The following is a 25,794-nucleotide window of genomic DNA, read 5'->3' as shown; positions in this document are numbered from 1 at the left end:
CTTGGTCTGCTGACGATTACACCCGGCCGGCGATCGATGCCGACCATTTTTGTCTGTCCGGTCACATAGCGGTGGGGCGAGGCCGAAGGTGCTGCTACGGTAAACGGAGGTGGTTGCTCCGTTTAATTGTCGGTGACGGCCTGGTGCGATGAGGAAGGAACTGCTGGCGATGGTGGCAGTAGGTGCCGGTGGTCCGGGCGTGAGTTTTCCGCCAGCGCTCGCCGAGCGGGTCGAACGGGTGCGGGCCGCGGTGCGTGGCCGTGGCGGCGAGGCGATCGGGCAACTCGTGCTGATCACCGTCCTGTATCTGGCGTATCGGGTCGGTCGAATGTTCACCGCCGACGACACGATGCACGCGATGAGCAACGCGCACAGCATCCTCGGCGTCGAAGACCGGCTCGGACTGCCCGAGGAAACGACGCTGCAAGCGATCTTCGTCGACCACAGCTTCCTCGCGCTGCCCGCCAACTTCTATTACGCCACCGCACATTTCACCGTCGCGGTCGCGGTGCTGTTGTGGCTGTGGGCATTCCGGCCCGAGCACTATCGGTGGACCCGCAACCTGATGGCGGCTCTCACCGGCGCCGCGCTGGTGGTGCACGTGCTGATGCCATTGGCCCCGCCGCGGATGTTCCCGCAGTACGGCTTCGTCGATCTCGCCGCGATCCACGGCCAATCGGTATACGGCGCACCCGATTCGGGCGGCCTGTCGAATCAATTCGCGGCAATGCCCTCATTGCACGTCGGATGGGCGCTGCTGCTGGCCTTCGCCGTGGTGGCCGCGACCCGAACCCGATGGCGCTGGCTGGCATTGGCGCACCCGGTGATCACGACCCTGGTGGTGGTCGGCACCGGCAACCACTACTGGCTCGACGTCATCGTGGCGATCACGCTGCTAGCGGTAGCGGCGGCCATACATCCGCTGGTGGTCCCCGGCTCGGCAACCGCGTGGGGCGTGATGGGCCCGGTGGAATCGTCACCTGTCCTGTACCGATGATCTCGACACCGGTCGCGTCATCGGCTGACGCGCAACATAAATCGGCCTGCCCTGCACATCGATTCGAGCACGGCCCTACACTCGGCTGTCGGATTTAGTTGAATAGTCTCGAAAGGGGTTCGGCATGGACTTTCTCGATGTCTTTATGGGTATGGGCAACAGGTTCGTCGACGTGTTCAAAGGCATGGTGAGCATGTCGGCGGGAACCTGGTGAGTTCGTCGGGGGATTACTGACCCCGGGCTCTGTGTTGGTGTTGGTCCAAGACCAACGTTGCCGCAGTTCAGAGCCAATGCGAGTTGGGGGTGCGGTGAAATGGGGGGACTCCGCAAGCGGTAGCTGTTGTCATCCAACGATGCCCGCTGGACATCTTCGCGCCGACGGACTGTCCGAACAGACGGCCTGTACAGCGAGCAAGGCCCCAGCTCAACACAAACGAGCTGGGGCCTTGCGCTGTCAAGCGAGGATTACCGGCGGTTGAACTCGCCGTCGTTCATGCCTGTGGTAAAGGCATCCCATTCGCCGGGGGTGAAGACCAGTGCTGGGCCAGCCCCGTTCTTGGAGTCTCGGACGCCGACGTGACCCCCGTCGAGGAAGGCCACCTCAACGCATTCCTGAGAGCCACTGCTGCGTCTGCTTTTGAACCATCGTGCCCCCGACAGGTCAACACTCACTGGCGAACTCGCCGTTGCTCACGCCTGCGGTGAAGGCTTCCCACTCACCCGGGGTGAAGACCAGTGCTGGGCCGGTTGGGTTCTTCGAGTCACGTACTCCGATGTTGCCCCCATCGAGGAACGCGACTTCGACGCAGTCTTTGCCGCCGGATGTGCGGGTGCTGGTGAACCAACGTGCCTCTGAGAGGTCAACGTCGTACTTGTCGGTCACGCGCTAAACTCCCTTGCTACCTGCCTGAACAGGTCCCTGCTTGCTTTCTCGTCCAGCGCCGCGCGCTGGATTGCTTGATGCGCCTCATAGTAGCGCTGTACGTCGGCGGCCTTTTCCAGGTACATATCGCCGGTGAAGTTCTCCAGGTAGACCACGGGCGGTTCCACGTGCTGACTTTTGGCTGTGGTGCCGAATCCGAGGATGGTGAACAGGCCGAGCGGATCCCCCATCGGGATACCGGCATTGAACGCGAGCACTCGAATCGACACATTCGGCAGAGTGCTCATGTCCGCTAGATGCTTCAGCTGGTGCGACATGACCTTCCGGTTTCCAACGACGCGGCGTACCGACGCCTCGCCCAGAACCACTGTCAGTTTCGCGGGTTGCCGCTTCCGGGTGACCAGCGTCTGTCTCCGCTGTTTGAGGTGTACGCGCTGTTCGATCTCATCGGGCGTCCCCTGTGAGTAGACATCCCGAGCGAGAACCCGGGCGTAGTCGGCGTGCTGTAGAAGTCCAATTACGGCGTCGGGTGAGTACGAGGTCAGACGTTCAGCTGCTGACTCCAGCCCCATGTACACATCGAAGTCTTTCGGAATCAGATTTCCGTATTCGTGCCACCAACTCTGTACATTCGCCTGCTCGGCCAGTCCCGTAAGCGCTGTGGTCATGGTGTCATCGGCCCCGAGTACGTTGCACAGCTCTCGGATGTCAACCGTGCGCACCCTCTGTGGTAGGTCTCCCTTCTCGATCCGTTGCAGAGTGCTTGGGCTTCGTTCAATCAGTTTCGCTACCTCGGGAATGGTCATCCCGGTCTGCGTCCGTAGGTCTCGCAGATAGCGGCCCAACTGCCGCCGTGGAACTGTGCTGCCAGCTTCTGACATATCGTGTGCCCCCGTTCTGAGTCCCCGCGTGTGCCGAACGTGCACTGCACTGTCTCACTTCATTGACCGTGTGCCAGGCATTTTGCGGCAGTCTCTTTGAGAAACCCAATTTGGAAGGAACGCCTGCGCGCCGCATGGTGTCCTATGCGCGTGCCCGGTCGAGAGGCAGTCTCTGGTTGCAGACGACGTCCAGAGCCGGGCGCACATAAGCCGCAGGCAATCCTCCGGAGGTCGGCAGATGCCGAAAAATGAGCTTCCGCAACGAGACCCGTTCATCGGGCCACCCAGCGAATATGTCGGCGCGACGGCCGATGTGGTGGCGAGCTTCGCGATCGCCGTACGCGAGTGGGCGGGCGAGGCGAGCGCCGAATCGTCCCGGTGCCGGGGTGTCGCGTTCCCCGGCATCGAGCGCATAGACCGGGAGGTTCGGTGATGCGCCGAGACAGGTTGCGCACCACCGAATCACCAGATGGGCGGAAGGTCGCCTCTTGGCGATTGCTGCGCGCTGGGGCTCGCATTCTGCGGGTCCAGAATCGGGCGGACGCGTCCCCGGCTTACCGGTGGCCGGGCCGGGAGCTGCTGCCCATGGCCGCACCGGGTTTGGTGTTGTTCGATGAGGTGGCACCGCCGGATCTAGCAACGGTGCGTGACGCGTTCCCCGGCTACCTCGATCTGTGGGACGCGGTGCGCGAGGACTACTGGCACGCACTGCTCAACATGGCCGATCTGCCGCCCTCGGGGACAAGGGGCTAGCCGGGTGTTCGAACTCTATTGTCTGCCAGACGATCTGGCCTATTCGGTAGCGGTTCTGCTCACGATCTTCCACGAGGACACCGCCCACAAGCTCGCCATCGCCCCGGACAACGGCCCCGCCATACTCCACCACGCGGACGGCACCCTCTCCCGGGTCGACGAGGACGGCTGGCTCGCGAGTGGCGCATGACCGCGACAAACACCGAGAGCCCACCTCCGTCAGGTGCTACTCGCCTCCGGACGAACGGTGACTCGTCGCCCGCGCGGAAAGGCCGATCGGTCAGCCGAAGTGGACCTCGGGGGCTGTGGGGTTCGGGGCGTCGAGGATCGGCTGCGGGATGTTGCGCAACTGGTTGTCGAGGAAGGCAGCGACGTATCGGCGCGTCAGGTTCATGGCACGGTTGCCGTCGATAGTTGTCTCCGGGACCTCGATACCGAGGGCGGTGGCGATCGGCGCGTAGTCGGTGAACGACGAGTGCGAGGTGCCCTCCACTGACAACCAGCGTTTCCAGCCATCGAAGGCGTCGTAGATCGTGGCCCACTTGGCGCCGTACTTGCCCTCTGGTGCGTGGTGTGGCGCGCCCATCATCAGAAAAGGGCGGTCGACGGCTCGGCCGTAGGGCGGGGCGGGAAAGGTTCCGTCCAGGTTGAATCCCGCGCGGATCCTGTTGTCTTCGGCGAGAGCGAACGGCGCGGTGAACCCGCCTGCCGAGTGCCCGCCCATAGCGATGCGTGTCGAGTCGATCGGCAGACGTCCGGCCAGTTCGTCCAGGACGAAGGACACATCCTGCGCGCGCTCGAGCGAGACTGCCGCGCCGTCCGGGCGGCCCTGGCACGCCCGGCATTCGGTGATGCGGCCGTCCGGGAAGGTCACGGCGGCGGACTCGTAGGTGTGGTCGATGCCGACAACGAGGTAGCCGCGGCTGGCGAGTTCCTCGGCGAGCCCGGTGAGCGACGAACGCGGCATGGTGAAGCCGGGCGAGAGCACCACGGTGGGTAGGGGGTAGCCCCATCCCGGAGCGTCGATATAGGCGTGGGTTCGTATCGTGCTGAGCGCTTCCGGCGCGATGTCGGTGAGGCCGAGCGAGCTCAGGATTAGTGCCGATTCCTGGGGTGTGGCGTAGGAATCCGGCCTGCCCATCGGCGCCAGGGCGGGATACCAGGCGGAGACCATCAGTTCGCGGTCACGATACGGGGCCCACGGATCGCGACGATCGTCGACCAGGTGGAACTCCTGGACACCGACCGGGAACAGTCCGGTCGGAGCAGGCAGCGCCGAACTGATATCGGGTCCGGACGCGGTTGGTGCGGCCGACCCGGGTGCTGCGGTCGCTGTGCACAGTGCTGTCGCGAGAATAGCTGCGAGGGCGAGAAGACGGGCGAAACGCACGGGCTCACTTTCCACGAATTGATCATTTCGTGTCGAGTCTCGCTGTCGGGCTTGTGTCTTCGCATCGGGGAGATCCCCGATGCCGGCCCTGATCAATTTCGATGGCGCGCCGTGTCTGAAGTTATCGCTGACCTGCGTTCGTGTTGGCCCAGGATTGGATATCGCCGTGGTCGAGGGCCAGCGCCAGTAGGTCGGGGAATTTGTTGGGGGTGCAGGCGAAGGCGGGGACGCCGAGGGCGGCCAGGGCGGCGGCGTTGTCGTGGTCGAAGGCGGGGGCGCCCTCGTCGGAGAGGGCCAGTAAGACCACCACTTGGACGCCGGATTCTTTCATCGCGTTGACGCGGCGGAGCATTTCGTTGCGGATGCCGCCCTCGTAGAGGTCGGAGATGAGGACGAAAAGGGTGTCCGCGGGGCGGGTGATGAGCGATTGTGAGTAGGCGATGGCGCGGTTGATGTCGGTGCCGCCGCCGAGCTGGGTGCCGAACAGCACATCGACCGGGTCGGCGAGTTTTTCGGTGAGATCGACGACTTCGGTGTCGAAGACGACGAGGGATGTCTTCAATGCGCGCATCGAGGCGAGGACCGCGCCGAACACCGACGCGTAGACCACGCTGGAGGCCATCGAGCCGGATTGGTCGATGGCGAGCACCACATCACGACGGACCGCTTGGGCTTTGCGGCCGTAGCCGATGAGGCGTTCGGGCACGATGGTGCGATGTTCGGGCAGGTAGTGCGCGAGGTTCTTGCGGATGGTCCGATCCCAGTCGATATCGCGCAGGCGTGGGCGGCCGATGCGGGCCGCACGGTTGAGGGCGCCGGAGACGGCCGCGAGCGTGTGTGCGGCGATGCGCTGTTCGATCTCGCGAACGACCTTCTCCACCACCATTCGCGCTGTCGCCTTGGTGGTTTCGGGCATCACCGAGTTGAGGCTCAAAAGCGTGCCGACGAGGTGGACGTCGGGTTCCACCGCTTCGAGCAATTCGGGCTCCAGCAGCAGTTGCGTGAGGTTCAGCCGGTCGACCGCGTCGCGCTGCATGACCTCGACGACAGTGGACGGGAAATAGGTACGAATGTCACCGAGCCAGCGGGCGACCTTCGGTGCCGAGCCGCCGAGACCGGCCGTCCTTTTCCCGGAAGGTGTGGTGTCGTCGGTGTTGTACAGGGCTGACAACGCCGCATCCATCGCCTGGTCGTCGACGGACCCGAGGCCGCCAAGGGACGGCTCGGCAGCGGTGCCGAGCACCAGACGCCAACGCCGGGAATGTGTTTCGTCGTGGGCATTCATCCAGCCGCTCCAGGGAGGTTGATGGTCGCGGTCCGGTGCCGAGTGATTTTCATACCGCGACTCCTAGAATCTCGGCCGCCGTGTGCATGGCGATCAGGCCACGAGTCATGTCGAAGGCGGTGCTGTCGTCGGCGTCGGTGCGCGACGCGATGGAACCCCCGTCATGGACGGCTCGGCCGATGGCGCGGCGTTCTCCCGACTCGAAGGCGCCGAAGGTGCGGCGCAGCAAGGGCAGGGTATCGATGAACTGGTCGTCACCGAGGCCGCGTAACCAATCGTCGATGAGACGCAACAGTTCTCGATCGTGGACGAGCAAGAGGCCGCGCCCCCCGAGGAAGCCGTCGATCCAGGCGGCCTTGGCGGCGGCGGTGTTGCCGATCGACAACGCGGCGGAAAGCCTTCGCGTGGAATCCGTTTCGTCGATGATGTCCGCGTCGCAGAGCAACCGGACGGCTCGGCCGACCAGTGCGCCGTGTACGTCGTCGCGGTCGGCGAGGCGGCGCAGCGCGGCGAGCCATTCCTTGATAGCCCAGCCGTCGTCCCTGGTATGGATGGCGATGTGGGCCGCATCGAGCAGGCCGCGGAGTAGTTCGGCGGCATCGGCGTCCAGGCCGGTGACCGCGCCGGGCAGGCCCGCGCAGATGCGCACGAGCAGGCCGTCGGCGACATGGGCGAGCGCCTTGGTATCGGTGCCTCGGACGTCGCCGTAGCGCAGCGTGCGGATCAGACCGGGTAGTGCGGCGAGCAGGTGGCTTACGTCATGATCCAGTGCGGCAACCGATTCCAGTCGCGCGATCAGGCCATCGGTGGCACCGCCGAGATCGGCGAGCAGAGCCGTTTCCAACGCGGCGGTGAGATCGGCGACGGTGCTGCCGTCTCGGTTGGCCAGATCGAGTATTTTCGCCTCGGCGGCGGTTCGGATGGTGGTGCCCCAGCGGGAGGCCTCGATGATCGAGACGGCGAACTCCGGTCGCCACTCCAGCGTCCAGGTTTCCCGGAAGGTGCCGGTGCTGCGCACCTCTCCGGCGGTCGGTGTGCCCCAGTCGATGCCGAGCAGTCGCAGCCGATGAAGCAGCCGGGAGCGATCGACCTCCCGCTCTTTGCGCAGGTCCAGGTCGAGGGCCCGAGACGAAGCCTCTTGCTTCATGCGCAGCGTCCGAATCTCGGCCCGCAGATCGGCGTCGAGCGGCACGGTCGGCGTACCTTCCGGCACGCTGCCGAGCGCCTCTCCGACAACGAGTTCGGCGGCAATCAGCCGCACCATCGTCTCGTCGCCAGCACACATCACCGAACGCACCGCCTCGGTGACCTCGGACAGCCCAGCGAGCGGGCGGTCGCGCAGCACGGCGAGGGTGTCGGCGAGTCGGATGGCCTCGATGATGTGCGCACTGGAGACCGGCAGATCATGCGCCCGAAGTACTCCTGCCACCCTGGTGAGCCACCGTGCGATGGGTTGCTCGGTCTGGGTGAACAGATGGTGATACCAGCCGGGCGAGGTGATGCCCGCGCCATACCCGGACGCCGACGCCAGCCGCGAATGTGTCCACGGCACCCAGGTCACCGTGGCTTTCACCTTGGGCAACCCCTTGAGCAGCCGCATATCCGCGGCGGCGGGCCCGAGTTTGCCGACCAGCGCGGGAGCATGCCACGCGCCGCAGACCACCGCGAGCCGCTGCGAGCCGTCTTTGAGCGCTTTACGCATCGTCTGCCGCATGTAGGCCTCACGCCGCAGTGTGTGCTCGTCGATCGCGATCGGCACTCGCGGCGCGATGTCCTCGTCGGCCGATTCGCTGTCGGATGAGGAATCTCCGGCCGTGATGTCGCCGGTCGGTTCGGCCGATGCTGGGAGGCCGTTGGTGGCCGCGCTCAGTGTTCCAGCTTCGGCGGCCTCGCGGATCGCACCCATTGCTTCGGTGATCGCCTCGAAAGCGGTTGCGTCGGACGCCGATTCGACCACCGCATCCCACCAGCGCTCGGCATCGTCGTACCCGGCGGCGGCGGCCAGCTCGGCAAGTGGGTCGATGTGATCGCCCGGTTCGTCGTCGCGGGCGAGCACATTCGTCGCGGGCAGATCGCAGAACCGCACGGGCACAGCGTGTTCGACGGCGTAGTGCAGCGCCTGCCATTCCGGGGAGAACACCGCGTACGGCCAGAAAGCGGCCTTCGCCGGAGTGTCCGGCAGATAGGCCAGCAGCGCGACAGGCGGTGCCATCCCTTCGGCGGCAACGTAACCGACGAGTGGGTCGGCGTCGGCAGGCCCCTCGATCAGGATCGCATCGGGACGGAATGCCTCCAGCGCCGAGCGCAGCGATTTGGCCGAACCGGGGCCGTGATGGCGGATCCCGAATACCCGCGTCGCAGGCTCCTCGGGGGCCTGCGATGTGCTGCCGTCATCGCCGTACCCGCTCACCCGTTTACCTCGCGGCAGGCTCGGTAGAAGTCGGACCAGTCCGGGCGTTCGCGGACGACGGCTTCCAGGTATTCGGTCCAGACGACGGCGTCGGAGACCGGGTCCTTGATCACCGAGCCGAGCACGGCGCCCGCGATGTCGGAGGCGCGCAGGATGCCGTCGCCGAAGTGGGCGGAGAGGGCTATGCCGTTGGTGATGACCGAGATCGCTTCGGCGGTGGAGAGGGTGCCCGTCGGGGATTTCAGCTTGGTGCGGCCGTCGGCGGTGATGCCGGAGCGCAATTCGCGGAAGATGCGCACGACGCGGCGCACCTCCTCGGCGGCGGCGGGCACGGTCGGCAGTTCGAGTGCGGAGCCGAGCTGTTCCACGCGGCGGGTGACGATGGCGACCTCGTCGTCTTCACTGGCGGGCAGCGGAAGTACCACGGTGTTGAAACGGCGGCGCAATGCCGAGGACAGGTCGTTGACGCCGCGGTCGCGGTCGTTGGCGGTGGCGATGACGTTGAAGCCCTTGGCGGCCTGTACCTCCGTGCCGAGTTCCGGGACAGGCAGGGTCTTTTCGGACAGCACGGTGATCAGCGCGTCTTGGACATCCGAGGGGATACGGGTCAGTTCTTCGATGCGGGCGATGGCACCGCGCCGCATCGCGGTCATCACCGGTGACGGCACCATCGCGCCTTCGCTCGGCCCCTCGGCGAGCAGTCGCGCGTAGTTCCAGCCGTAGCGGATCGCCTCTTCGGCGGTGCCGGAGGTGCCCTGCACTAGCAGCGTCGACTCGCCGCTGATAGCGGCCGAAAGGTGTTCCGATACCCAAGTTTTGGCGGTGCCGGGCACGCCGAGCAGCAGCAGCGCCCGGTCGGTGGCCAGGGTGGCGACCGCGACCTCCATGAGTCGGCGTGGGCCGACGTACTTCGGGGTGATCACGGTGCCGTCGTCGAGCGCGCCGCCGAGCAGATAGGTGACCACGGCCCAAGGCGACAACCGCCACGACGGTGGGCGCGGGCGGTCGTCGATGGCGGCCAGTGCGTGCAGTTCGTCGGCGAAGGCCTGTTCGGCGTGTGGACGCATCAGGTCCGGCGTCGTGTCTTCGGTGGTCACTGCGGTGGTGGTCACTGCAACTCCTCGAGCATCATCGAGCGGTGGTTGAGGTCGTAGGCGAGTTGGTTGAATGCCTGCTCCCAGGCGGGGTCGTCGCACCGGCGGGCCACCACGGTGACCGCGCCGACCGCGCCGAGCGGCAGTCGCGCGGCCGCCGCGGCAAGCAGCGACCGGTGCGCGCTCGGCGTCGCGCCGTGCGCCCCTGGTCGTTGCGTCCCCGGCGGCTGGTACGCGGCGCGCGCACGTTCGAACAGCAACAGAATCAAATGCTGCGCCAACGACTCCGGCCACGGATGCCCCATTGCGGGCAGCAATGCCTCGATCTCCGAGAGCCAGGACCCGTCCAGCCGCAACAGATGCTGGGTCCGATCAGCCATCGGCAGCAGCGCGAACAGTTCGCGGCGGCGCAGCATGGCGAGATCGGACGGCACTCCGGCGTTGAACAGGGCCCGCGCCCATTCCGGATTGCGTTGTGCCAGTGCGGCATCAACCCATCCGTCGAAAACCGGCTGCCGGAAGCGATCCTCGATCCCGGCCTGCGTCGCCTGCTCCGGCGTGTCAGCAGGCGTGCTCGGAGTGTCGGGTGCAGTCGAGGTGTTGGGCGTGCGTTGCGCGCGCGCAGCGTTGGGCACGCTCGGGATGCTGGGCGTGCTCAGGGTGTGGGGGGTGCTTGGTGTGTTCAGGCTGCTGAGGGCTGATTCCCAGTGGGCGAGTGAGGTTGCGGCGATGAGTTGGCGGACTCGGCCCGCGGTGACATCGGGTGCGCCACCCCAGCGGTAGGTGAATTCGACACTGCGGTCGGCGATGCCGTCTCTGTGGTCTTCGCGGGCGAGTGCGTCGGGTAGGTCGATGGTGAGATGCGTGCGGACCGGACTGTGTTCGGTGGGGAGCGAGTCGATGGTGATCCACTTGGCCGCGCGTTGCTTCATTCGGTGAGCGAAACGCGAGTCGGGAAGCAGTGTGAGAAGACCGGCGGCGGTTCGCCGGACGTCCGCGCGGCGATCGTCCAATGCGGTTTCGAGCAGTGCTTCGTCGGCGGCCGAAAGCGCTTCGGCGAGAACGGCGAGCAGCTCCGCCTTCAGTGGGCCGGATTCCCGAGGCCACGCCGCGGTCAGTGCCGCTCGCGCGGTGCCCGGGTCGTGGCGGCGCAGCTCGGTGAGCCACTCCCTGCGCTCGGCGGGCCTGCCGAACTGCCACACATCCGTCGGCGGTGTCGTGGTGCTGTGTCGCACCAGGTTTCGCCAGTCCGGATGCTGCATCGCCAGCCATCGGCCGCGCGCACCGGCGAGGCGCAGTAGGGGTTCGCGTAGCTCGGCGTTCGTCTTCGCTTGTTCGAGCAGTTGTCCGCACAGTGCGTCGGGGGCGCGATAGTCGCGCGGCGCGGCGGTGGCGAACCATTCGGCCAGGAACGGCGAGCGATCGGCCAGCATGCGTGCGAGCCGAGAGGCGGCCGAACTGGGAAGCAGTCGCCGGGTGTCGCTTTCGGCGGGCTCGGGTGGGGTCGCGGTGCCCGCTGTGACGCCGCCACGCGCGAAAGTGTCACGCAGCACGGCTGATTCGAGCAACAGCATTGCCGGTTCGGTCCGCAGCTGGGTGGCGGCGGCCGCGACGGGCGGGTCGAGCCGGGTGGGGTCTGGTGCGCGGCGTGCTGTCCCGAGCAACGCGACGGAGGTCAGGTCAGCGGCGTTCTGCGAGGGTATGGCAGCCGAACTCCGGGTATTGCGGGCGGCGAGTTCTCGGCCGCTCACGTCGACGACTTCGCCGGCGGTGAACGCCGAAATCGGGACCAGGCCGTCCGCTGTCCATTCGGCGGCCAGTGCCACCGGATGACCACCGGATACACCGAGCAGCCGCCACGGCTGCTCGATCGGCGCCACCGGCAGCGCCGCACCACCGGATTCGGCTATATACCAACCCTTTTCGGTCGACACCGGTACGACGTCGGTGAGCAGAACCGGCCACGACCGCAGCCATGGGTCCGCACCGAGTGCCTGCGCATGCGCACCGAGCGCGGCGGCGATAGTGCCCGCTTCCGCAGCGCTGGGCCGTTCGGTAGGTGGTTCGACTGCGTCGGCCGGCGTGGTACCCGCTTCGGCTGCCCCGGGCAGTGTGGTGAATGGTTCGGCGACGCCGTGCCGTTCGCCCCACAGGGCGCGCAGCGGCGCGGCGCCGGGGTAATAGTGCAGGTCTGCGTCGGCCATCATGCCGGGGGCGGGGACTTCCGCGGAGAAGCTGGGTGAGCCGAACGAGTGCTCGACGAGTAGGGCCCAGCGGCGACTTTTCCTGCCGTACAGCCAGCTTCGGCGGGTGTAGAGTCGTTCCTCCTCGCCGGTTCTGACGCCGAGCACCATCCATTGGTCGCGCACGGCGGGCTCGGTGCGCACGCTCTCGGCCGGTGCGGGGTAGCCGATGTGGGAGCGGACGCTGGCCGCCAAGGCGGGCGATATGTCGGCGATGCGGCGATGCGCGGCGACCAGAAGGTGCAGCCTCGCGAATTCGCGCAGTACTAGTTCTGGCCAATCCGCGCTGGTAACGACGGTGGCAGGCAATTGGCGCAGCGCGGCCGCGATGCCGGGCGCCTGCGCATCGACCATCCGTGCGGCGATCGCCTCGAATGCGCCGAAGGACCTGTCGGACTGTGCGAGCCCGGTGCGCACCTGGTCGCCGAGCCAGACATCGAGCTCCTCGAGACCCGCGGTGACCCGCACCCGGCGTTGCTCGGCCGTCGCTGGATTGGGTGTGCGCGTTGCGGTTTCACCGTCAAGCTTGGCCGCGGCGCGGGTAGTCCTTCCATTGATCCAGTCCGCCGCGAAATCGGCGATCTGCGCCGTCTCATCGATCGTCCGGTCCGACCAGCTCAGCAGCAATGACAGTGCGTGCTTGCATGGAAACTTCCGGCTCGGGCACGAGCACTTGTACGCGGGTCCTGCGAGATCGACGATCGTCTGATAGGGCTTGGCGCCACTGCCTTTGCACAGGCCCCACAGCGCGGTGTCGTGGTATCCGGTGCCGTGCCAGCGTCCGGCGAGTTTCCGCGCGGCGGACAGCGAGCTCGCATCCGGCGCGAGGGCGGCGACCTGTTCCGCGGTCCACGGCGCCGTCATCGGGCCGTGCCGGTTCGGCTCTGCTTCATCTGTTCCCCCGTTTCTCGGTTGACCGGATTTCTACCGCAGCCCACCGACAAGTGCGGCGCTACCCACCGGTTTTGCCTGGAAATCGCTGTGCAGCTGGCAAACTCGTGGCAAATATGCCTTGCCTAAGTGTCGCATTTCTGTCATTCTGTTCTGTTCGGCTCGTCCGAGCCACCCATGTCGGGTGATACACCATCGAGCTGCCCGCAGGGGTCGGCGAGGGGTGGACATCGAGCGCATTCCCCTGCCGCTCGATGGCCATACCGACCCCCGCGGGCAGGTTCGCACCTCTACCAGCGTATTCATCCCGTGCTGTGGGCGAATTCAACGCGATCGGGTAGCGTTTCGCACAGCTTTCGGCAGTGACGCCGGGCATTGGGGTCGCCAGGACGCGGTTCGGTGGAGGGGGTTTCGCATGCGCACGGATCCCGAGGCCGAACAGGCGACGGAGTCCGTGCCGCGGCTGACCGAGGTGATTGCTCGCAGGCTCGCCGCGGATCCCACGGTAACCGTGGACGTAGCAGCGGCCGTTTTGCAGGCGCTCGGCACCGAGTCTCCCGACAGGGCAATGGAATTCGATGATTCGGGGATATTCCTGCGATCCATCCGGGTGCGTGGATTCCGCGGCATCGGCCAGGAGGCGACGCTGAACCTGCCGCCCGGCCCTGGCCTGACCCTGGTCGTCGGACGTAACGGCAGCGGCAAATCCAGCTTCGCCGAGGCCGCCGAGTTGGCGTTCACCGGTGGCAATCGCCGATGGGATGGGCGGTCCGCGGCGTGGCGGGAGGGTTGGCGCAACCTGCACGAGCCCGACGCGACGCGCATCGAACTGGAATTGCTCACCGCGGGAAGCGATTCCGAGCTGACCATCGCCAAAGAGTGGGCACCGGGGACGAACCTCGGCGCGGCGCGCTGGACCGAGCAGCGCCCACCCGCCCCGCCAACGGATTTCGACGCCGATCGATGGTCGGCACTGCTGGAGCTGTACCGCCCCTTCCTGTCCTACAGCGAACTGGGTGCGCTGGTCGACGGCAAACCCAGCGACCTCTTCGACGCGCTGCACCAGCTGCTCGGCCTCGACGAATTGACTTCCGCGCAGGAGCGGATACGCACACGCAGGCTGGAACTCGAACGCGTGGTCCGGGATTCGCGGCAGGCCCGGCTCGGACTTGTCGCCACACTGGAGTCGGTGGCCGACAGCCGCGCGGTCCGAGTGGCGGCCCTGCTGCGCCCCGCACAACCCGATCTCACCGCGATCGGTCGTGAGGTGTTCGGCTCCGCCGATGATCCGTCCGGACGAGCGGGCCTGCGCGCGATCGTGCGCCTGGCCATCCCGTCCGGTGCCGAGGTCGAAGCGGTGGCAAGACGTCTGGAGGAATGCGCGACCGTGCTCGCCCGCGACTCCACCGCGGACGCCGAAGCCGACCTGCGGGTGCTCGGGCTGTTGAGTCGGGCGCGCGATCATGTCGTCGCGAGCGGTGCCTGCGCCTGCCCGGTATGCGGGCGTGGGGATTTGGACGACGCGTGGGCGAACGACGCCGACGATTCGATCGCCGCGCTGACCGCACGCGTCGATGCGCTCGCCACCGCGCGTGCCGAACTGCACAGTGCGGTGCGCGCCGCACGGGCACTGCCGGAGCATGTTCCCTCGGAACTGGATTTCGATCCCGGCTACCCGCCGACCGTGGACACAACGGCTGTGCGCAGGGCGTGGTCGGACTGGGCCGCGCTGACTTCGGCCGACTACACCGCTCAGCTGCCCGATAGGTTGCGTTGCGCGCATGCGCGGCTCGTCGACGAACTCGATCTGCTGCAACAGGGCACCCGCAAGGAATTGAGCCGCATCGACGAAGTCTGGTCGCCGCTGGTGCCAAGGTTGGTCGGCTGGTTGGACGGCGCTCGTCAGGTGGCCGCGCAGTCGGGCGTGCTGCGCACCGTGCGACGGGCCGAAGACTGGCTCAAGTCCGCGACCGCGGGGTTGCGCGGCGAACGAATGGCGCCGTTGGAGACGACGGCGCGCTGGGTCTGGCACTCGCTGCGCCAGCAGAGCAATGTGGAGCTCGGCGCGATCAAGTTGCAGGGCAACGCGGGAACGGCCAGGCGGGTGCTGCTCGATGTCACCGTCGACGATGTCGACGGTGCGGCGCTGGGCGTCATGAGCCAGGGTGAGCTGCACGCGCTGGGGTTGTCGCTGTTCCTGCCGCGCGCGACCGTCGAACAGAGTCCGTTTCGTTTCGTCATGATCGATGACCCGGTGCAGGCGATGGACCCGGCGAAGGTGGACGGGCTGGCCAGGGTCCTGGCCGTTGTCGCGTGGACGCGTCAGGTGATCGTGTTCACCCACGACGAGCGGCTGGCCGAGGCGGTGCGCCGCATGGAGTTGGATGCCTGCGTGCTCGAGGTACAGCGGCGCGAGCGTTCGGTGGTCGAAATCAGAATGGCAAGCGACCCGGTGCGGCGCTACCTCGACGATGCGCGCTCGCTGCTGAAAACCCCGCAGCTGCCGCAGGCGATCGCCGACGAACTCGTCGCCACCTGCTGCCGCTCCGCGGTGGAGGCGGCCAGCCTCGCACGAGTGCGGCGCAATCTGCTCGCCGAAGGTATGGACCATCGTGAGGTCGAGCGCTACGTCGAGGGCGCGCACACCACCAGGGCGATGGTCGCGCTCGCGGTGATGGGCGTCTCCGGACGTGTCGACGATCTGAACAAACACCTTGCCCGCGAAGGCAAATGGGTGGTGGACGCTCTGCGCGATGCGACAGCGGGCGCACACGTGCCGATCGAGCGCAGTATGCGCGACCTGATCGCCGATACCGAGAAGTTCGTCGCCTGGCTGCGTAGATGAGTGCGCAACGCAGACCTCGTCGAGGGCCGAGCGGCCGCGGTCCCGCCGGCCGATCGGGTAAGGGCCGACCGCGCGCACAACCGAGGCCGACCGTTGCCGAACGATTCGATGCCGTCGACCGGTTGCTCGACGGATCGGTGACCGATGCCGACGGGCTGTGGTCGCGTGCGACGGTGTGGATTCTGCGGTTGGCCCTCGAACAGTGTGTCGATGAACTGTGGGAGCGGGTCGCACCGGAACTGATGCGTTGCCCGATGCGCGCGCAGCTCTTGGCATTACGCGTCTTCGCTGGTCCGGAGACGGCCGCGCAGGTCGCCACGGTATGGGCGGCACTCTCGCGCGCCGCCCACCACTACGACTACGAGCTCGCACCGAGCGTCACCGAACTGCGCCGCTGGCGCGAGCAGACCGCCGCGATCGCTACGGCGCTCGCCGAAGCGGAAGCTCGATGACGCTTATCGCAACCGAATCACCCGACTCGCGTTGACCGAGGGGACAGCTGCGGCCGTGGTCCGCTGAGCGAACGGTCATGGGCGACAGGACGGATTCGGGTGACCCGGCGTGATGCTCGATTCTCGGGGCTTGGACGATTCGGGTATGAGTGAAGCCAAGGCGTGTCCGTGTCGGCGAGGGGAGCCGTTCGAACAGTGCTGCGGGCCGGTGCTTGCGGGGGAGCGGGCTGCCGCGACCGCCGAGGCGCTGATGCGATCGAGGTACACGGCGTTCGCGACGGGGGATGTCGATTATCTTCGGCGCTCGTGGCATCCGAGCACCAGGCCCGTGGAGCTCGAGCTCGATCCTGGGCAGCGGTGGTTGTTCTTGGAGATCGTGCGTACCGAGCGCGGCGGTCCGTTCGACGACATCGGGGTCGTCGAGTTCATCGCGCACTACCGGGCCGACGATGTTCGTGGATCGCTGCACGAGGTCAGCAGGTTCCGCAGGGAGAACGGCGCGTGGGTCTACCTGGACGGCGTGGTCGAACAGTGACCGGTAGCGTGCCACTTATGCCACGCGTCGCGATCGAATACTGCACCCAGTGCCGTTGGCTGCTGCGGGCGAGCTGGATGGCGCAGGAACTGTTGAGCACCTTCGAAACCGCCCTCGGCGAGGTCGCGCTCGTCCCAGGAACCGGCGGCGTCTTTCGCATCACGGTGGACGGCGAGCAGGTGTGGGAACGCAAGGCCGACGGCGGGTTCCCCGATATCGCGGTGCTCAAGCAGCGGGTGCGTGACTTGGTCGCGCCGGATCGTGATCTCGGCCACGCCGACAAACGCGACTGAGCAGGTCTCGCGGTGCGTGCTGCGCGTCAGGCGCAGCAGCCGCCACCGCAACAGCCGCCGCCCGAGGGAGGCGGTGCGGCCGCGGGCTGCGTTGTGCCGGTGCCACCCCGGTTGACCGTGGCAAACGTGGTCAGCAGCTTGACCGTGTCGTCGTGACCGCTCGGGCAGGTGGCCGGGTTCGAGGACTCCGCCATCGGGCGATTCACGTCGAAGGTGTCGCCACAGCTGCGGCAACGGAAGCTGTAACTCGGCATCGCTCCAGCGTACCGTCACGCAGCCGTTAACCGCGTCTTACCCGTCCCGCTCGTGGCATCGACGTACTCTCGAAGCAGAGATCACGAGGTTCCGGACCCGGGCGGAGCAAATTCGCGGCATTCCGGCCGGCGTCGTGGACAGGAGGTGCGGAAGATGAGCACTCAGTTCGAGACGGAACCGAGCTCGGATGTGGGCGCCCCCGGACCTACCGCACGAACGGTGTCGGGGCACGTGCGTGGCCGCTGGGACGGCCCTGTCGCAGTGTGGCGCAGCATCCCGTACGCGGCACCCGTTGCCGGTCCCGACCGGTTTCGGCCACCGATGCCCCCGCAACCGTGGGACGGGGTTCGAGACTGCGTGACATTCGGGGACATCGCCCCGCAGACCCTCGGCCCGATGGTCCCCGTCGATTCCGAGCTCCGGATGGGCGAGGACTGCCTCTGGCTGAATGTCTGGGCGCCGCCGCACGCCACCGAGACGGGTGAACCACGGCCGGTGCTGGTGTGGGTGCACGGTGGCGCGTACTGCCTCGGTACCGCGGCGCAGCGCATTTACGATGGACGCAAGCTGGCCGAAACGGGTGACGTCGTGGTGGTCGGTGTCAATTACCGGCTCGGCGCACTCGGCTTTCTCGATCTGTCCTCGCTTTCGGACGCCTTCACCCCCAATCTCGGTCTGCACGACCAGATCGCCGCGCTGGAGTGGGTGCGCGACAACATCGCCGGATTCGGCGGCGACCCCGGCAATGTGACGCTGTTCGGTGAGTCGTCCGGCGCCGGATGTGTGACAGCGCTGCTGACCTCGCCGCGTTCGGCGGGGCTGTTCCACAAAGCCATCGCGCAGAGTCCACCCGCGACAACGGTATTCGGCCAGGCGCGCGCGGCAGGTGTCGCACAGCGTTTCCTGGAACTGTTGGACCTGCCCGAATCCCGGGTGGGTGAACTGCTCGAGTGCCCGCTCGAACGGATAGTGACCGCGGCAGGCCTGCTGCTCGACGAGATCCCGTTGAAGGAGCCGGGCAGGCTGGCCGCGGCCCCCGTTGTCGATGGTGTTCTGCTGCCGACCTACCCGATCGATCGCTTCCAGCACGGGCGCTCGCACCGGGTGCCGCTGATGATCGGGACCAATAGGGACGAGGCGTCGCTGTTCCGGGTATTCCGTTCGCCGATCATGCCGGTGACGCCGGACGCGGTGAACGCGATGCTGCGCGACGTCGCCGCGAGCCATCCCGAGATGTCGCACGAGCGCATCGCCGAAATCACCTCGGCCTATCCCGATCTCGACAAAACCCGCGGCGCGCTCGCCATGTCCACCGACGCGGCATTCCGGATGCCCGCGCACTGGGTGGCCGACGCGCACGCACAGCACTCACCGACCTGGCTGTACCGCTTCGACCACGCGACGCCGATGTTGAAGGCCGCCCGCGTCGGGGCGGGCCATGCCACCGAATTGCCGTACGTCTTCGGCAATTTCGGCACCTTCAATCACGACCCGACCTTCTGGCTCGGTGGCCGCAAGGTGGCCACCGAGGTATCTGGGCGGATGATGCGACGCTGGCTGGCCTTCGCCACCCACGGCGTACCCGCGGCCATCGACGGGTCGAAACACTGGCCGCCCTACCGTCCGTCGAATCGCACCACACTGCTGATCGACACCGTCGACCGCGTTGTGGACAACCCCGACCGTGAGCTACACACGGCGTGGGGCGAACAGGCGGTCGGCTTCAGCTGAGCCGTATCCGTCTAGACCGCTGACGGAGTGGTTGCGCGCCTACCCAATCGGACCGGCATGCGCTCATAACCGTGCAGGGTGAACAGCTTCCGGCGTTGCGGTGGGCCGTCGAGGGTGAGGTCGGGGAAGCGGTCGAAGAGCGATTGCAGTGCGTAGGTGGCCTCCATCCGGGCCAGACTGGCACCGAGGCAGGCGTGCACGCCGCTGCTGAAGGTGAGGTGCTCCTTGGCATTCGGGCGGGCGATATCGAAGGTCGCCGGATCGGTGAAGACCGCGGGGTCGCGGTTCGCGCCCGCCAGTGACAGCACGATCGTGCTGCCTTCGCGTATCGAGAGGCCCTCGAGCTCTATATCGGACAGGGCGGTGCGTGCGGTGGTCTGTACCGGTGCATCGACGCGCAGCACCTCTTCGATGGCGTTGGGCCACAGTTCCGGTTCGGCACGCAGGCGATCCAGTTGTTCGGGGTGGGCGACGAGTTGGGCGACGCCGTTGCCGATGAGGTTCACCGTGGTTTCGAATCCGGCGCCCATCAGCAGGCTCGCGGTCGCCTTCAGTGCGAAGGTATCCAGTTCGCCCGCGGTGACCAGGCTGCTGAGGATATCGTCGCCCGGCTCGCGACGCAGGCGCTCGATGTGCTCGTCGAGGTACCCGTTCATCACATCCATCGCGTCGACCCCGCTGCGGAATGCGCTCCAGGAGATCCCGACGTCGAGCAGCGGGGTTGCCTTGTCGCCCCACTCGAGGAAGAGATTTCGGTCCCGTTCGGGAAATCCGAGCATTTCGGAGATGATCGCGATGGGAACCTGTGCGGCGAAGGATTCGATCAGATCGGCCGAACCGCCCGACGGCAGCGCGTCGAGTAGTTCCTCGGTGACGGTTTCGATGCGGTCGCGCAGCCTGCCGATGGCGCGCGGTGTGAAGGCCGAGGAGACGGGGCGGCGCATCGCCGTGTGCTCCGGCGGGTCGATCACCAGCATCGACGGTGGCTCGACCGGACTCGGCGGCATCGGGAAACGTTCCGCGAGCTTCTGGAGTGGCTTCGGAATGTTGAAGCTCTCGGTGGTGCGCACGCCGAAACGGGTGTCCCGCAAAATGGCTCGGCACAGATCGTGGTCGAAGGCAGCCAACGCGATGGGAGTGCGCAGGAACCTGCTCGGCCCGCGCTTCACCTGCTCGCGTAGGTGTTCGATGAGCGGATACGGATCGGCGAAGCCATCCGGCCCACCCATCAGTTCCGCGAACCGATCACCACGTCGGACATGCATTCGCAAGACCAACCGGGGAGCGCCCTGCACCGACAACCAACGGAACCAATATCGCGGCTTCATATCTCTCACCAACCCCAACGTTGTGCGATACACCCACCGTACGGATTCATGCGCGGCTGTGGAACGTCCCCTGGTCGGATGACCACCTATACCGCGGTAGGAGTCGCCCACGCCACGTATCGATCGATTGTCCCAGCTGCCGCGGCAGTCATCGCGGCGAACGCGGGGATTCAACGCCGAACGGTCACTCGCTCCGATTCCGCGCGCCGGTCGTACTGGGTCGGGTCGGGATTGACCACCTGAACCAGCGAGGCCCCAGCGGCCAGCACCGAGACCAGCCCGTCGATCAGCTCCGCGGGGGTATCCCACGACGCGCTCGACAGCACCCGGTCACCCTCGGAAAACCCTTGCCGCATAGCGGATTTCTTGGCCTCGGCCAGCACCTCGGACACCGGCATGCCATCCAGCGCGACACCGGTACCGCGTGGCAGGAACTGGTCACCGTGCACGCGCACCGAGGTGGCGAAATCGGTGATGCCGATCGGCAGGTCACGCACCGGCATACCGAACGCGTCCAGCGATAAAGCGGCAACCTCGGCGACACCGTCGGTTTCGTCGAGTCGCTCGGCCGTGGCAAGTGCCAGATCAGCGTCGGGATCGGGCCGCAGTACCACCTCGGTACCCGCCCACCAGCAGCCGAGCAATACCGCCGCGGTCTGCCAGTGCGCGGGCAGCAGTACCGCAACCCGCGCGCCGGGACTCAGGCCGAACTCGTCGCGAACCAGGTTGGCGGTCTTGGCCGCCCAGTTCGCCAGCGTCAGCCCGGACAGTTCGATCCTGGCACCGGTGGCATCGTTGTAATAGGTGACGCGGGGACCCGCGGGCTCGCGTTCGAGGATCGGATCGAGCACCGCCTCGGTGAGGGTCAGTGCCTTGGCTTTGTCACGCATCGTTCAGTTCACGCATTTCGGTCCTGTCTGGCCTGCGTCGATAGGTGGGGCGGGCGGGACCGGCGTTGCGGTGGCCGACGACGTCCCGGAGATGTCGAACATGCTGCTCGCAGCCGAGCCCGGACCAGAATAGTCGCTCGCGAGTACGACGCTGATCGATTCCGGTGACAACGACGGGTCGGCGATCACCGTCAGCCCGCCGAGCGCCTTCGCCACCGCCTTGGCCTTCGGATCCGAAGTGTTCGCGGCGAGTACGCGACTGCTGGTGACGCTCGGGCCGGTGTAGTTGCTCACCAGACCCTCGTGGAAGCCCCTCGTTGCCAGCGCCTGCGCCACCTGCCCGGCGAGTCCGCCGATGCCGCTGGCGTTGAGCACGCTGACACTGATGGCGCTTGTGTCGACCGGGTCCTGTCCGGGCTCTTCGGACTTGCCGTCGACGAGCGAGGACACATAGGTCTTGACGGCCTTGGGATCGACGCGGACCACCGATTCGCCATTGCTGGTCATGTAGTTCAAATCGGTGACCGGCACCGTCTCGAATTTCACCTGACCACCGGAAAGATCCTGTAGCTGTTGCAGAAACGCGAGCACATCCCAGTTGTCGTCCAACACGACAGTGCGCCCGACGGCATCGCTGAGCTGCCCGAGTTTGCTGGGGTTGGCAAGTGTCTTCGCATTGAGCACTTGGCCGACCAGTTGCGCCATGAAGACCTGCTGGCGCACGATCCGGTCCAGGTCACCGCGCGGCAGATCGTGGCGCTGGCGCACGAAACTGAGGGCCTGCGGGCCGTCGAGCCGCTGGCGGCCCGCGGGGAAGTCGGCGCCGGACATCCATTCGTCGACCGGTTGATTCAGGCACACATCGACCCCGCCGACCGCGTCGGTCAGCAGCACGAAGCCGAGCAGGCTCACCTCGGCATAGTGGTCGACGGTGATGCCGGTCAGGTTGGCGACCGACTTGATCAGCGCCTGCCGTCCTGCCTGGGTGGACTGCTTCTCCGCGTCGGCCTCCGAAACGCCCCTTTTGATCAATTTCAGCCGCTCGGTCTCCTTGGTCGCGCCGTAGGCGGAGTTGATTTTGCCCTTGCCGAGGCCCGGGATATCGAGGTAGGAGTCGCGGGGGATCGAGATGGCGGTGGCGGAGCGGCCGTCGTTCGGGACGCGCATGAGCACGATGGTGTCGGTATTGGTGCCGACCTCGTCGCCCGCGTGCAGCATCGCACGTTCGTTGTCGCGCAGCGGGTTTCCGTGCGCGTCGGTGCGGCTGTCGACGCCGACGAGCAGGATATCGACCGCACCGTCGCGGCCACCGCCCAAGCCGAGGTCGCCGATGCGTTCGATATTGGAGATCAGCGAATCGACGCTGTGCCAGGCGAAACCGGTGATGACGAGAACCAATACCGCGCCCGCCGCGATGAACACGCGCAGCGGACCGAACGCGCCCGCTCCGGCGCCAGCGCCGGAAAGTCGCGATTGCGCCGACGTCCTGCTCCGCTGCGGCAACTTCTGCATCCTCTCGACTATCTCAGGTTCTTTCCAGACAGCGCCCGCCCGCCCCATTTCCGGTAAGCCCCCCGTGCCCGTCCAGCAAGGCTATCCAACGGTTACCGCCGTAGACATCAACCTCAGGTGTGACGGCGTGCCAGACTTGCCGCCGTGACCGCAGATACCGCCGCCCCAGGACGCCTGATCGTGACGGGCGCTGGTGGGCAGCTCGGGCGAGAGATCCTCCGCCGCGCACCCGCTGCCTGTGCCTTCGGTCACCGCGAACTCGACATCACCGACTCCGCCGCCGTGCGCGCGATCGTCGAAAACGGTGACGTGGTGCTCAATTGCGCGGCTTACACGGCCGTCGACCAAGCCGAAGCCGATCCGGACGCGGCCTTCGCAGGCAATGAGACCGGACCCGCCGTCCTCGCCGCCGCCTGCGCGGCCGCCGGTGCCAGGCTGATCCATCTCTCGACCGACTACGTGTTCCCTGGCACCCACGATCGGCCATACGACACCACCGATCCGACCGGGCCGACAACGGCGTACGGGCGTTCCAAATTGGCGGGCGAGCAGGCGGTATCGGCGTTGGCGCCGCAGGCGCACGTGGTGCGGACAGCGTGGGTGTACGCGGGAGCGGGCAGTGATTTCGTCGCCACCATGCTGCGATTGGAACGCGAACGCGACACCATCGACGTGGTCGACGATCAGATCGGCTCCCCGACCTATGCGGGCGACCTGGCCGCGGGACTGCTGGAACTCGTCGGCCGACCGGACGCGCCCCGACTGCTGCACGCCACCAACGCGGGCCAGGCGAGTTGGTTCGAATTGGCGCAGGCGGTATTCGCCGGAATCGGCGCCGATCCCGCTCGCGTACGGCCGTGTGACTCGACCGCGTTTCCGAGACCCGCACGGCGCCCGGCATATTCGGTGTTGTCCAACGATTCCTGGATCAGCGCGGGGCTCGGTCCGCTGCGAGATTGGCGGGAAGCACTCGAGGACGCGTTGTCTCGGGTGTCCGACTAGGCTGGGTGGTCGTGAGCGAGCGCAGTGAGCCAATCGAAGAAACAGCCGTCCCGGCGGTCATACCGGAGCCGAGCGTGAGCGCGGCGGAGGTTGTGAGTGCCTCCGACGCCGCGGCCGCGGGCGGGCTTGTCGTCGTCACCGTGACTTATTCACCCGGCGAGCACCTCGAGCACTTCATCACCACGCTGGCCGAGGCGACCAGCGAGAAACCACAGGTGATTCTCGCCGACAATGGTTCGGTCGACGGCACCCCGGAGCTGGCGGCCGAGGCGAATTCGCACGTGCGCCTGCTGCGCACCGGCGGCAATATCGGCTACGGCGGCGCGATCAACCGAGCCGTCGCGGAGATCGATCCGGACGCCGAGTTCGTGATCATCTCCAACCCCGACATCCGCTGGGGCACCGATTCCATCGATGAGCTGCTCGCCGCCGCGAAGCGCTGGCCGCGCGCGGGCGCGCTCGGCCCGAAGGTGCTCGAACCGGACGGCAGCACCTACCCGTCGGCGCGCTCGGTGCCCGGCCTGCTCGACGGTGCTGGTCACGCGATACTCGGCACGGTGTGGAAGTCGAATCCTTGGACGCGGCGCTACCGGCAGGAAAACGAGGAGATCTCCGAGCGGGCAGTCGGCTGGCTGTCGGGATCCTGCCTGCTGGTACGGCGTGCGGCCTTCGATTCCATCGACGGATTCGACTCCCGCTACTTCATGTACATGGAGGATGTCGACTTCGGTGACCGGATGGGTAACGCCGGTTGGCACAATGTGTTCGTGCCCTCCGCCGAGGTGACCCACGCCAAGGGACACGCCGCGGGGCGCCACCCGGAATTGATGCTGCCCGCGCACCACGCGAGCGCATACCGTTTCCAAGCCGATCGGCATCCGCACTGGTGGCAGGCGCCGTTGCGGCTGGCTCTGCGCGCTGGACTTGCGATTCGCTCACGGATTGCGGTTCGATCTGCGCTGCGCCAACAGGCGCAAAGCTAGCCGCGCCAAGAGGCGCGCGGCCGAACAATCCACTGTGAACAGGGGAGCTCGATGGCAGGAAACGCAGGCACCGACGCGGTGATTCTGGTCGGTGGGCAGGGCACACGGCTGCGTCCGCTGACCCTATCTGCGCCGAAGCCGATGCTGCCGACGGCCGGACTGCCGTTCCTGACGCATCTGCTCGCCCGCATCGCCGAGGCCGGTATCAACCACGTCGTGCTCGGCACCTCCTTCAAGGCGGAGGTGTTCGAGGAGCATTTCGGCGACGGGTCGGAGCTCGGCCTGGAATTGGAGTACGTCACCGAGACCGAGCCGCTCGGCACCGGAGGCGGTATCCGCAATGTGTTGTCCAAGCTGCGCGCGGACAACATCATGGTGTTCAACGGTGACGTGCTCGGCGGCACCGATCTCGGCGGCATCCTCGACACCCACGAGTCGACCAAGGCCGATGTGACGCTGCATCTGGTCCGGGTCAGCGACCCGCGTGCCTTCGGCTGCGTGCCGACCGATGACCACGGCCGGGTCACCGCGTTCCTGGAGAAGACGCAGGATCCGCCGACCGATCAGATCAACGCGGGCTGTTATGTATTCCGTCGCGAATACATCGAGAAGATCCCGGCGGGACGCCCGGTCTCGGTGGAGCGGGAGGTCTTCCCCGCGCTGCTCGCCGAGGGCGCCCACGTGCAGGCCCACGTCGACTCCGCGTACTGGCGTGACATGGGCACACCCGAGGACTTCGTGCGCGGCTCCGCCGATCTGGTACGCGGCATCGCCCCCTCGCCGGCACTGCCAGGCCAGCGCGGCGAATTCCTGATCCACGAGGGCGCGGGCGTCGCGCCGGGCGCGCTGCTCATCGGCGGCACCGTCGTCGGCCGCGGCGCCGAGGTCGGCGCGGGCGCTCGCCTCGACGGCGCGGTTCTCTTCGACGGTGCCCGCATCGAAGCAGGCGCTACCGTCGAACGCTCCATCATCGGCTTCGGCGCTCGTATCGGCCCACGCGCTCTGGTCCGCGATGCCGTCATCGGCGACGGCGCCAATGTCGGTGCCCGCTGCGAGCTACTTCGCGGCGCTCGCGTCTGGCCCGGCGTCGACATCCCCGACGGCGGTATCCGATTTTCCACCGACGTGTAGCGGCTCGGCT

At 66.9% G+C, this 25,794-nt stretch carries 24 protein-coding genes; 12 read left to right on the top strand and 12 right to left on the bottom strand.

Translation table 11 applies throughout. The annotated features are described in order from the left end of the window. Positions 1-199 precede the first annotated feature (199 nt). A complete protein-coding gene (locus ACLMAJ_RS00625; RefSeq protein ID WP_412011446.1) occupies positions 200-997 on the top strand; it encodes a phosphatase PAP2 family protein in 798 nt (265 codons plus the stop codon). Between the two features lie 465 nt (positions 998-1,462). Here the strand turns inward: ACLMAJ_RS00625 and ACLMAJ_RS00620 are convergent, their stop codons facing one another. The 3 genes from ACLMAJ_RS00620 to ACLMAJ_RS00610 are packed head-to-tail and all read right to left on the bottom strand — an operon-like array spanning position 1,463 to position 2,761. Further along, positions 1,463-1,669, bottom strand: coding sequence for a DUF397 domain-containing protein (locus ACLMAJ_RS00620; protein ID WP_412011445.1), 207 nt, complete (start codon positions 1,667-1,669; stop codon positions 1,463-1,465). Beyond that, a complete protein-coding gene (locus ACLMAJ_RS00615; protein WP_412011444.1) occupies positions 1,659-1,880 on the bottom strand; it encodes a DUF397 domain-containing protein in 222 nt (73 codons plus the stop codon). The genes ACLMAJ_RS00620 and ACLMAJ_RS00615 overlap by 11 nt, the downstream gene beginning before the upstream one ends. Next, positions 1,877-2,761, bottom strand: a complete 885-nt coding sequence (locus tag ACLMAJ_RS00610; RefSeq protein ID WP_412011443.1) for a helix-turn-helix domain-containing protein — start codon at positions 2,759-2,761, stop codon at positions 1,877-1,879. Before ACLMAJ_RS00610 ends, ACLMAJ_RS00615 begins: the two co-directional genes overlap by 4 nt. A gap of 238 nt (positions 2,762-2,999) precedes the next feature. Here ACLMAJ_RS00610 and ACLMAJ_RS00605 point away from each other — a divergent pair, with 238 nt between their 5' ends. From ACLMAJ_RS00605 to ACLMAJ_RS00595, 3 genes are read left to right on the top strand one after another with little or no spacing between them, the layout of a single operon-like run. Beyond that, positions 3,000-3,194 (top strand): hypothetical protein, encoded by a 195-nt coding sequence (locus ACLMAJ_RS00605; protein WP_412011442.1) that lies wholly within the window; start codon positions 3,000-3,002, stop codon positions 3,192-3,194. Continuing rightward, positions 3,194-3,514, top strand: coding sequence for a hypothetical protein (locus tag ACLMAJ_RS00600; RefSeq protein ID WP_412011441.1), 321 nt, complete (start codon positions 3,194-3,196; stop codon positions 3,512-3,514). Before ACLMAJ_RS00605 ends, ACLMAJ_RS00600 begins: the two co-directional genes overlap by 1 nt. A 4-nt stretch (positions 3,515-3,518) precedes the next feature. Next, entirely contained in the window at positions 3,519-3,704 is a 186-nt protein-coding gene (locus ACLMAJ_RS00595) for a hypothetical protein (protein WP_412011440.1), read from the top strand. 90 nt (positions 3,705-3,794) lie between these two features. Here the strand turns inward: ACLMAJ_RS00595 and ACLMAJ_RS00590 are convergent, their stop codons facing one another. The 5 genes from ACLMAJ_RS00590 to ACLMAJ_RS00570 form a co-directional block, all read right to left on the bottom strand. Continuing rightward, positions 3,795-4,919, bottom strand: a complete 1,125-nt coding sequence (locus ACLMAJ_RS00590) for an alpha/beta hydrolase family protein (protein WP_412011439.1) — start codon at positions 4,917-4,919, stop codon at positions 3,795-3,797. A 106-nt stretch (positions 4,920-5,025) separates the two neighbouring features. Further along, positions 5,026-6,189 (bottom strand): VWA domain-containing protein, encoded by a 1,164-nt coding sequence (locus ACLMAJ_RS00585; RefSeq protein ID WP_412011438.1) that lies wholly within the window; start codon positions 6,187-6,189, stop codon positions 5,026-5,028. Between the two features lie 49 nt (positions 6,190-6,238). Then, positions 6,239-8,599: a DUF5682 family protein gene (locus ACLMAJ_RS00580; protein ID WP_412011437.1), complete on the bottom strand. Its 2,361-nt coding sequence runs from the start codon at positions 8,597-8,599 to the stop codon at positions 6,239-6,241. Then, complete coding sequence (locus ACLMAJ_RS00575; protein WP_412011996.1) at positions 8,596-9,666, bottom strand: ATP-binding protein; 1,071 nt, start codon at positions 9,664-9,666, stop codon at positions 8,596-8,598. The genes ACLMAJ_RS00580 and ACLMAJ_RS00575 overlap by 4 nt, the downstream gene beginning before the upstream one ends. 41 nt (positions 9,667-9,707) lie before the next feature. Further along, positions 9,708-12,800 (bottom strand): SWIM zinc finger family protein, encoded by a 3,093-nt coding sequence (locus ACLMAJ_RS00570; protein WP_412011436.1) that lies wholly within the window; start codon positions 12,798-12,800, stop codon positions 9,708-9,710. Positions 12,801-13,242: 442 nt separating this feature from the next. Here ACLMAJ_RS00570 and ACLMAJ_RS00565 point away from each other — a divergent pair, with 442 nt between their 5' ends. From ACLMAJ_RS00565 to ACLMAJ_RS00550, 4 genes are all read left to right on the top strand, one after another. Continuing rightward, positions 13,243-15,672, top strand: a complete 2,430-nt coding sequence (locus tag ACLMAJ_RS00565; protein ID WP_412011435.1) for an AAA family ATPase — start codon at positions 13,243-13,245, stop codon at positions 15,670-15,672. After that, a complete protein-coding gene (locus tag ACLMAJ_RS00560; RefSeq protein WP_412011434.1) occupies positions 15,669-16,124 on the top strand; it encodes a hypothetical protein in 456 nt (151 codons plus the stop codon). The genes ACLMAJ_RS00565 and ACLMAJ_RS00560 overlap by 4 nt, the downstream gene beginning before the upstream one ends. Positions 16,125-16,269: 145 nt before the next feature. After that, positions 16,270-16,659, top strand: a complete 390-nt coding sequence (locus ACLMAJ_RS00555; protein WP_412011433.1) for a YchJ family protein — start codon at positions 16,270-16,272, stop codon at positions 16,657-16,659. A gap of 17 nt (positions 16,660-16,676) precedes the next feature. Beyond that, a complete protein-coding gene (locus ACLMAJ_RS00550; protein ID WP_412011432.1) occupies positions 16,677-16,952 on the top strand; it encodes an Rdx family protein in 276 nt (91 codons plus the stop codon). 26 nt (positions 16,953-16,978) lie between these two features. Here ACLMAJ_RS00550 and ACLMAJ_RS00545 read toward each other — a convergent pair whose 3' ends face one another. After that, complete coding sequence (locus ACLMAJ_RS00545; protein WP_412011431.1) at positions 16,979-17,206, bottom strand: FmdB family zinc ribbon protein; 228 nt, start codon at positions 17,204-17,206, stop codon at positions 16,979-16,981. A gap of 154 nt (positions 17,207-17,360) precedes the next feature. Between ACLMAJ_RS00545 and ACLMAJ_RS00540 the strand changes: the two genes are divergently transcribed. Next, positions 17,361-18,938 (top strand): carboxylesterase/lipase family protein, encoded by a 1,578-nt coding sequence (locus ACLMAJ_RS00540; protein WP_412011430.1) that lies wholly within the window; start codon positions 17,361-17,363, stop codon positions 18,936-18,938. 11 nt (positions 18,939-18,949) lie between these two features. Here ACLMAJ_RS00540 and ACLMAJ_RS00535 read toward each other — a convergent pair whose 3' ends face one another. The 3 genes from ACLMAJ_RS00535 to ACLMAJ_RS00525 all read right to left on the bottom strand — a co-directional run bounded on the left by ACLMAJ_RS00535 (position 18,950) and on the right by ACLMAJ_RS00525 (position 22,668). Next, positions 18,950-20,266, bottom strand: a complete 1,317-nt coding sequence (locus ACLMAJ_RS00535; RefSeq protein ID WP_412011429.1) for a cytochrome P450 — start codon at positions 20,264-20,266, stop codon at positions 18,950-18,952. Between the two features lie 170 nt (positions 20,267-20,436). Then, positions 20,437-21,156, bottom strand: coding sequence for a TIGR03089 family protein (locus tag ACLMAJ_RS00530; protein WP_412011428.1), 720 nt, complete (start codon positions 21,154-21,156; stop codon positions 20,437-20,439). A gap of 3 nt (positions 21,157-21,159) precedes the next feature. Beyond that, the gene (locus tag ACLMAJ_RS00525) at positions 21,160-22,668 is read right to left on the bottom strand and encodes an LCP family protein (protein WP_412011427.1); all 1,509 of its coding nucleotides are present in this window, start codon (positions 22,666-22,668) and stop codon (positions 21,160-21,162) included. A 144-nt stretch (positions 22,669-22,812) separates the two neighbouring features. Between ACLMAJ_RS00525 and rfbD the strand changes: the two genes are divergently transcribed. The 3 genes from rfbD to manB all read left to right on the top strand — a co-directional run bounded on the left by rfbD (position 22,813) and on the right by manB (position 25,784). Further along, the gene (gene rfbD / locus ACLMAJ_RS00520; RefSeq protein WP_412011426.1) at positions 22,813-23,670 is read left to right on the top strand and encodes a dTDP-4-dehydrorhamnose reductase; all 858 of its coding nucleotides are present in this window, start codon (positions 22,813-22,815) and stop codon (positions 23,668-23,670) included. A 92-nt stretch (positions 23,671-23,762) separates the two neighbouring features. Then, on the top strand, positions 23,763-24,653 hold the full coding sequence (locus ACLMAJ_RS00515) for a glycosyltransferase family 2 protein (RefSeq protein WP_412011995.1): 891 nt from the start codon (positions 23,763-23,765) through the stop codon (positions 24,651-24,653). A gap of 51 nt (positions 24,654-24,704) precedes the next feature. After that, a complete protein-coding gene (gene manB, locus ACLMAJ_RS00510; RefSeq protein WP_412011425.1) occupies positions 24,705-25,784 on the top strand; it encodes a mannose-1-phosphate guanylyltransferase in 1,080 nt (359 codons plus the stop codon). The last annotated feature ends 10 nt before the right edge of the window (positions 25,785-25,794 follow it).

Source organism: Nocardia arseniciresistens (assembly GCF_046764875.1).
Classification (GTDB): Bacteria; Actinomycetota; Actinomycetes; order Mycobacteriales; family Mycobacteriaceae; genus Nocardia; species Nocardia arseniciresistens.
Note: the sequence above shows the minus strand (reverse complement) of the source record. Positions and strands in the feature narration are given on the sequence as shown.

Coding starts and splice junctions, on each gene's coding strand:
- ACLMAJ_RS00610 (WP_412011443.1), bottom strand. CDS start 2,761: ATGTCAGAAGCTGGCAGCACAGTTCCACGGCGGCAGTTGGGCCGCTAT.
- ACLMAJ_RS00605 (WP_412011442.1), top strand. CDS start 3,000: ATGCCGAAAAATGAGCTTCCGCAACGAGACCCGTTCATCGGGCCACCC.
- ACLMAJ_RS00600 (WP_412011441.1), top strand. CDS start 3,194: ATGCGCCGAGACAGGTTGCGCACCACCGAATCACCAGATGGGCGGAAG.
- ACLMAJ_RS00585 (WP_412011438.1), bottom strand. CDS start 6,189: ATGAATGCCCACGACGAAACACATTCCCGGCGTTGGCGTCTGGTGCTC.
- ACLMAJ_RS00575 (WP_412011996.1), bottom strand. CDS start 9,666: ATGCGTCCACACGCCGAACAGGCCTTCGCCGACGAACTGCACGCACTG.
- ACLMAJ_RS00570 (WP_412011436.1), bottom strand. CDS start 12,800: ATGACGGCGCCGTGGACCGCGGAACAGGTCGCCGCCCTCGCGCCGGAT.
- ACLMAJ_RS00565 (WP_412011435.1), top strand. CDS start 13,243: ATGCGCACGGATCCCGAGGCCGAACAGGCGACGGAGTCCGTGCCGCGG.
- ACLMAJ_RS00560 (WP_412011434.1), top strand. CDS start 15,669: ATGAGTGCGCAACGCAGACCTCGTCGAGGGCCGAGCGGCCGCGGTCCC.
- ACLMAJ_RS00555 (WP_412011433.1), top strand. CDS start 16,270: ATGAGTGAAGCCAAGGCGTGTCCGTGTCGGCGAGGGGAGCCGTTCGAA.
- ACLMAJ_RS00550 (WP_412011432.1), top strand. CDS start 16,677: ATGCCACGCGTCGCGATCGAATACTGCACCCAGTGCCGTTGGCTGCTG.
- ACLMAJ_RS00545 (WP_412011431.1), bottom strand. CDS start 17,206: ATGCCGAGTTACAGCTTCCGTTGCCGCAGCTGTGGCGACACCTTCGAC.
- ACLMAJ_RS00540 (WP_412011430.1), top strand. CDS start 17,361: ATGAGCACTCAGTTCGAGACGGAACCGAGCTCGGATGTGGGCGCCCCC.
- ACLMAJ_RS00535 (WP_412011429.1), bottom strand. CDS start 20,266: ATGAAGCCGCGATATTGGTTCCGTTGGTTGTCGGTGCAGGGCGCTCCC.
- ACLMAJ_RS00530 (WP_412011428.1), bottom strand. CDS start 21,156: ATGCGTGACAAAGCCAAGGCACTGACCCTCACCGAGGCGGTGCTCGAT.
- ACLMAJ_RS00525 (WP_412011427.1), bottom strand. CDS start 22,668: ATGCAGAAGTTGCCGCAGCGGAGCAGGACGTCGGCGCAATCGCGACTT.
- manB (WP_412011425.1), top strand. CDS start 24,705: ATGGCAGGAAACGCAGGCACCGACGCGGTGATTCTGGTCGGTGGGCAG.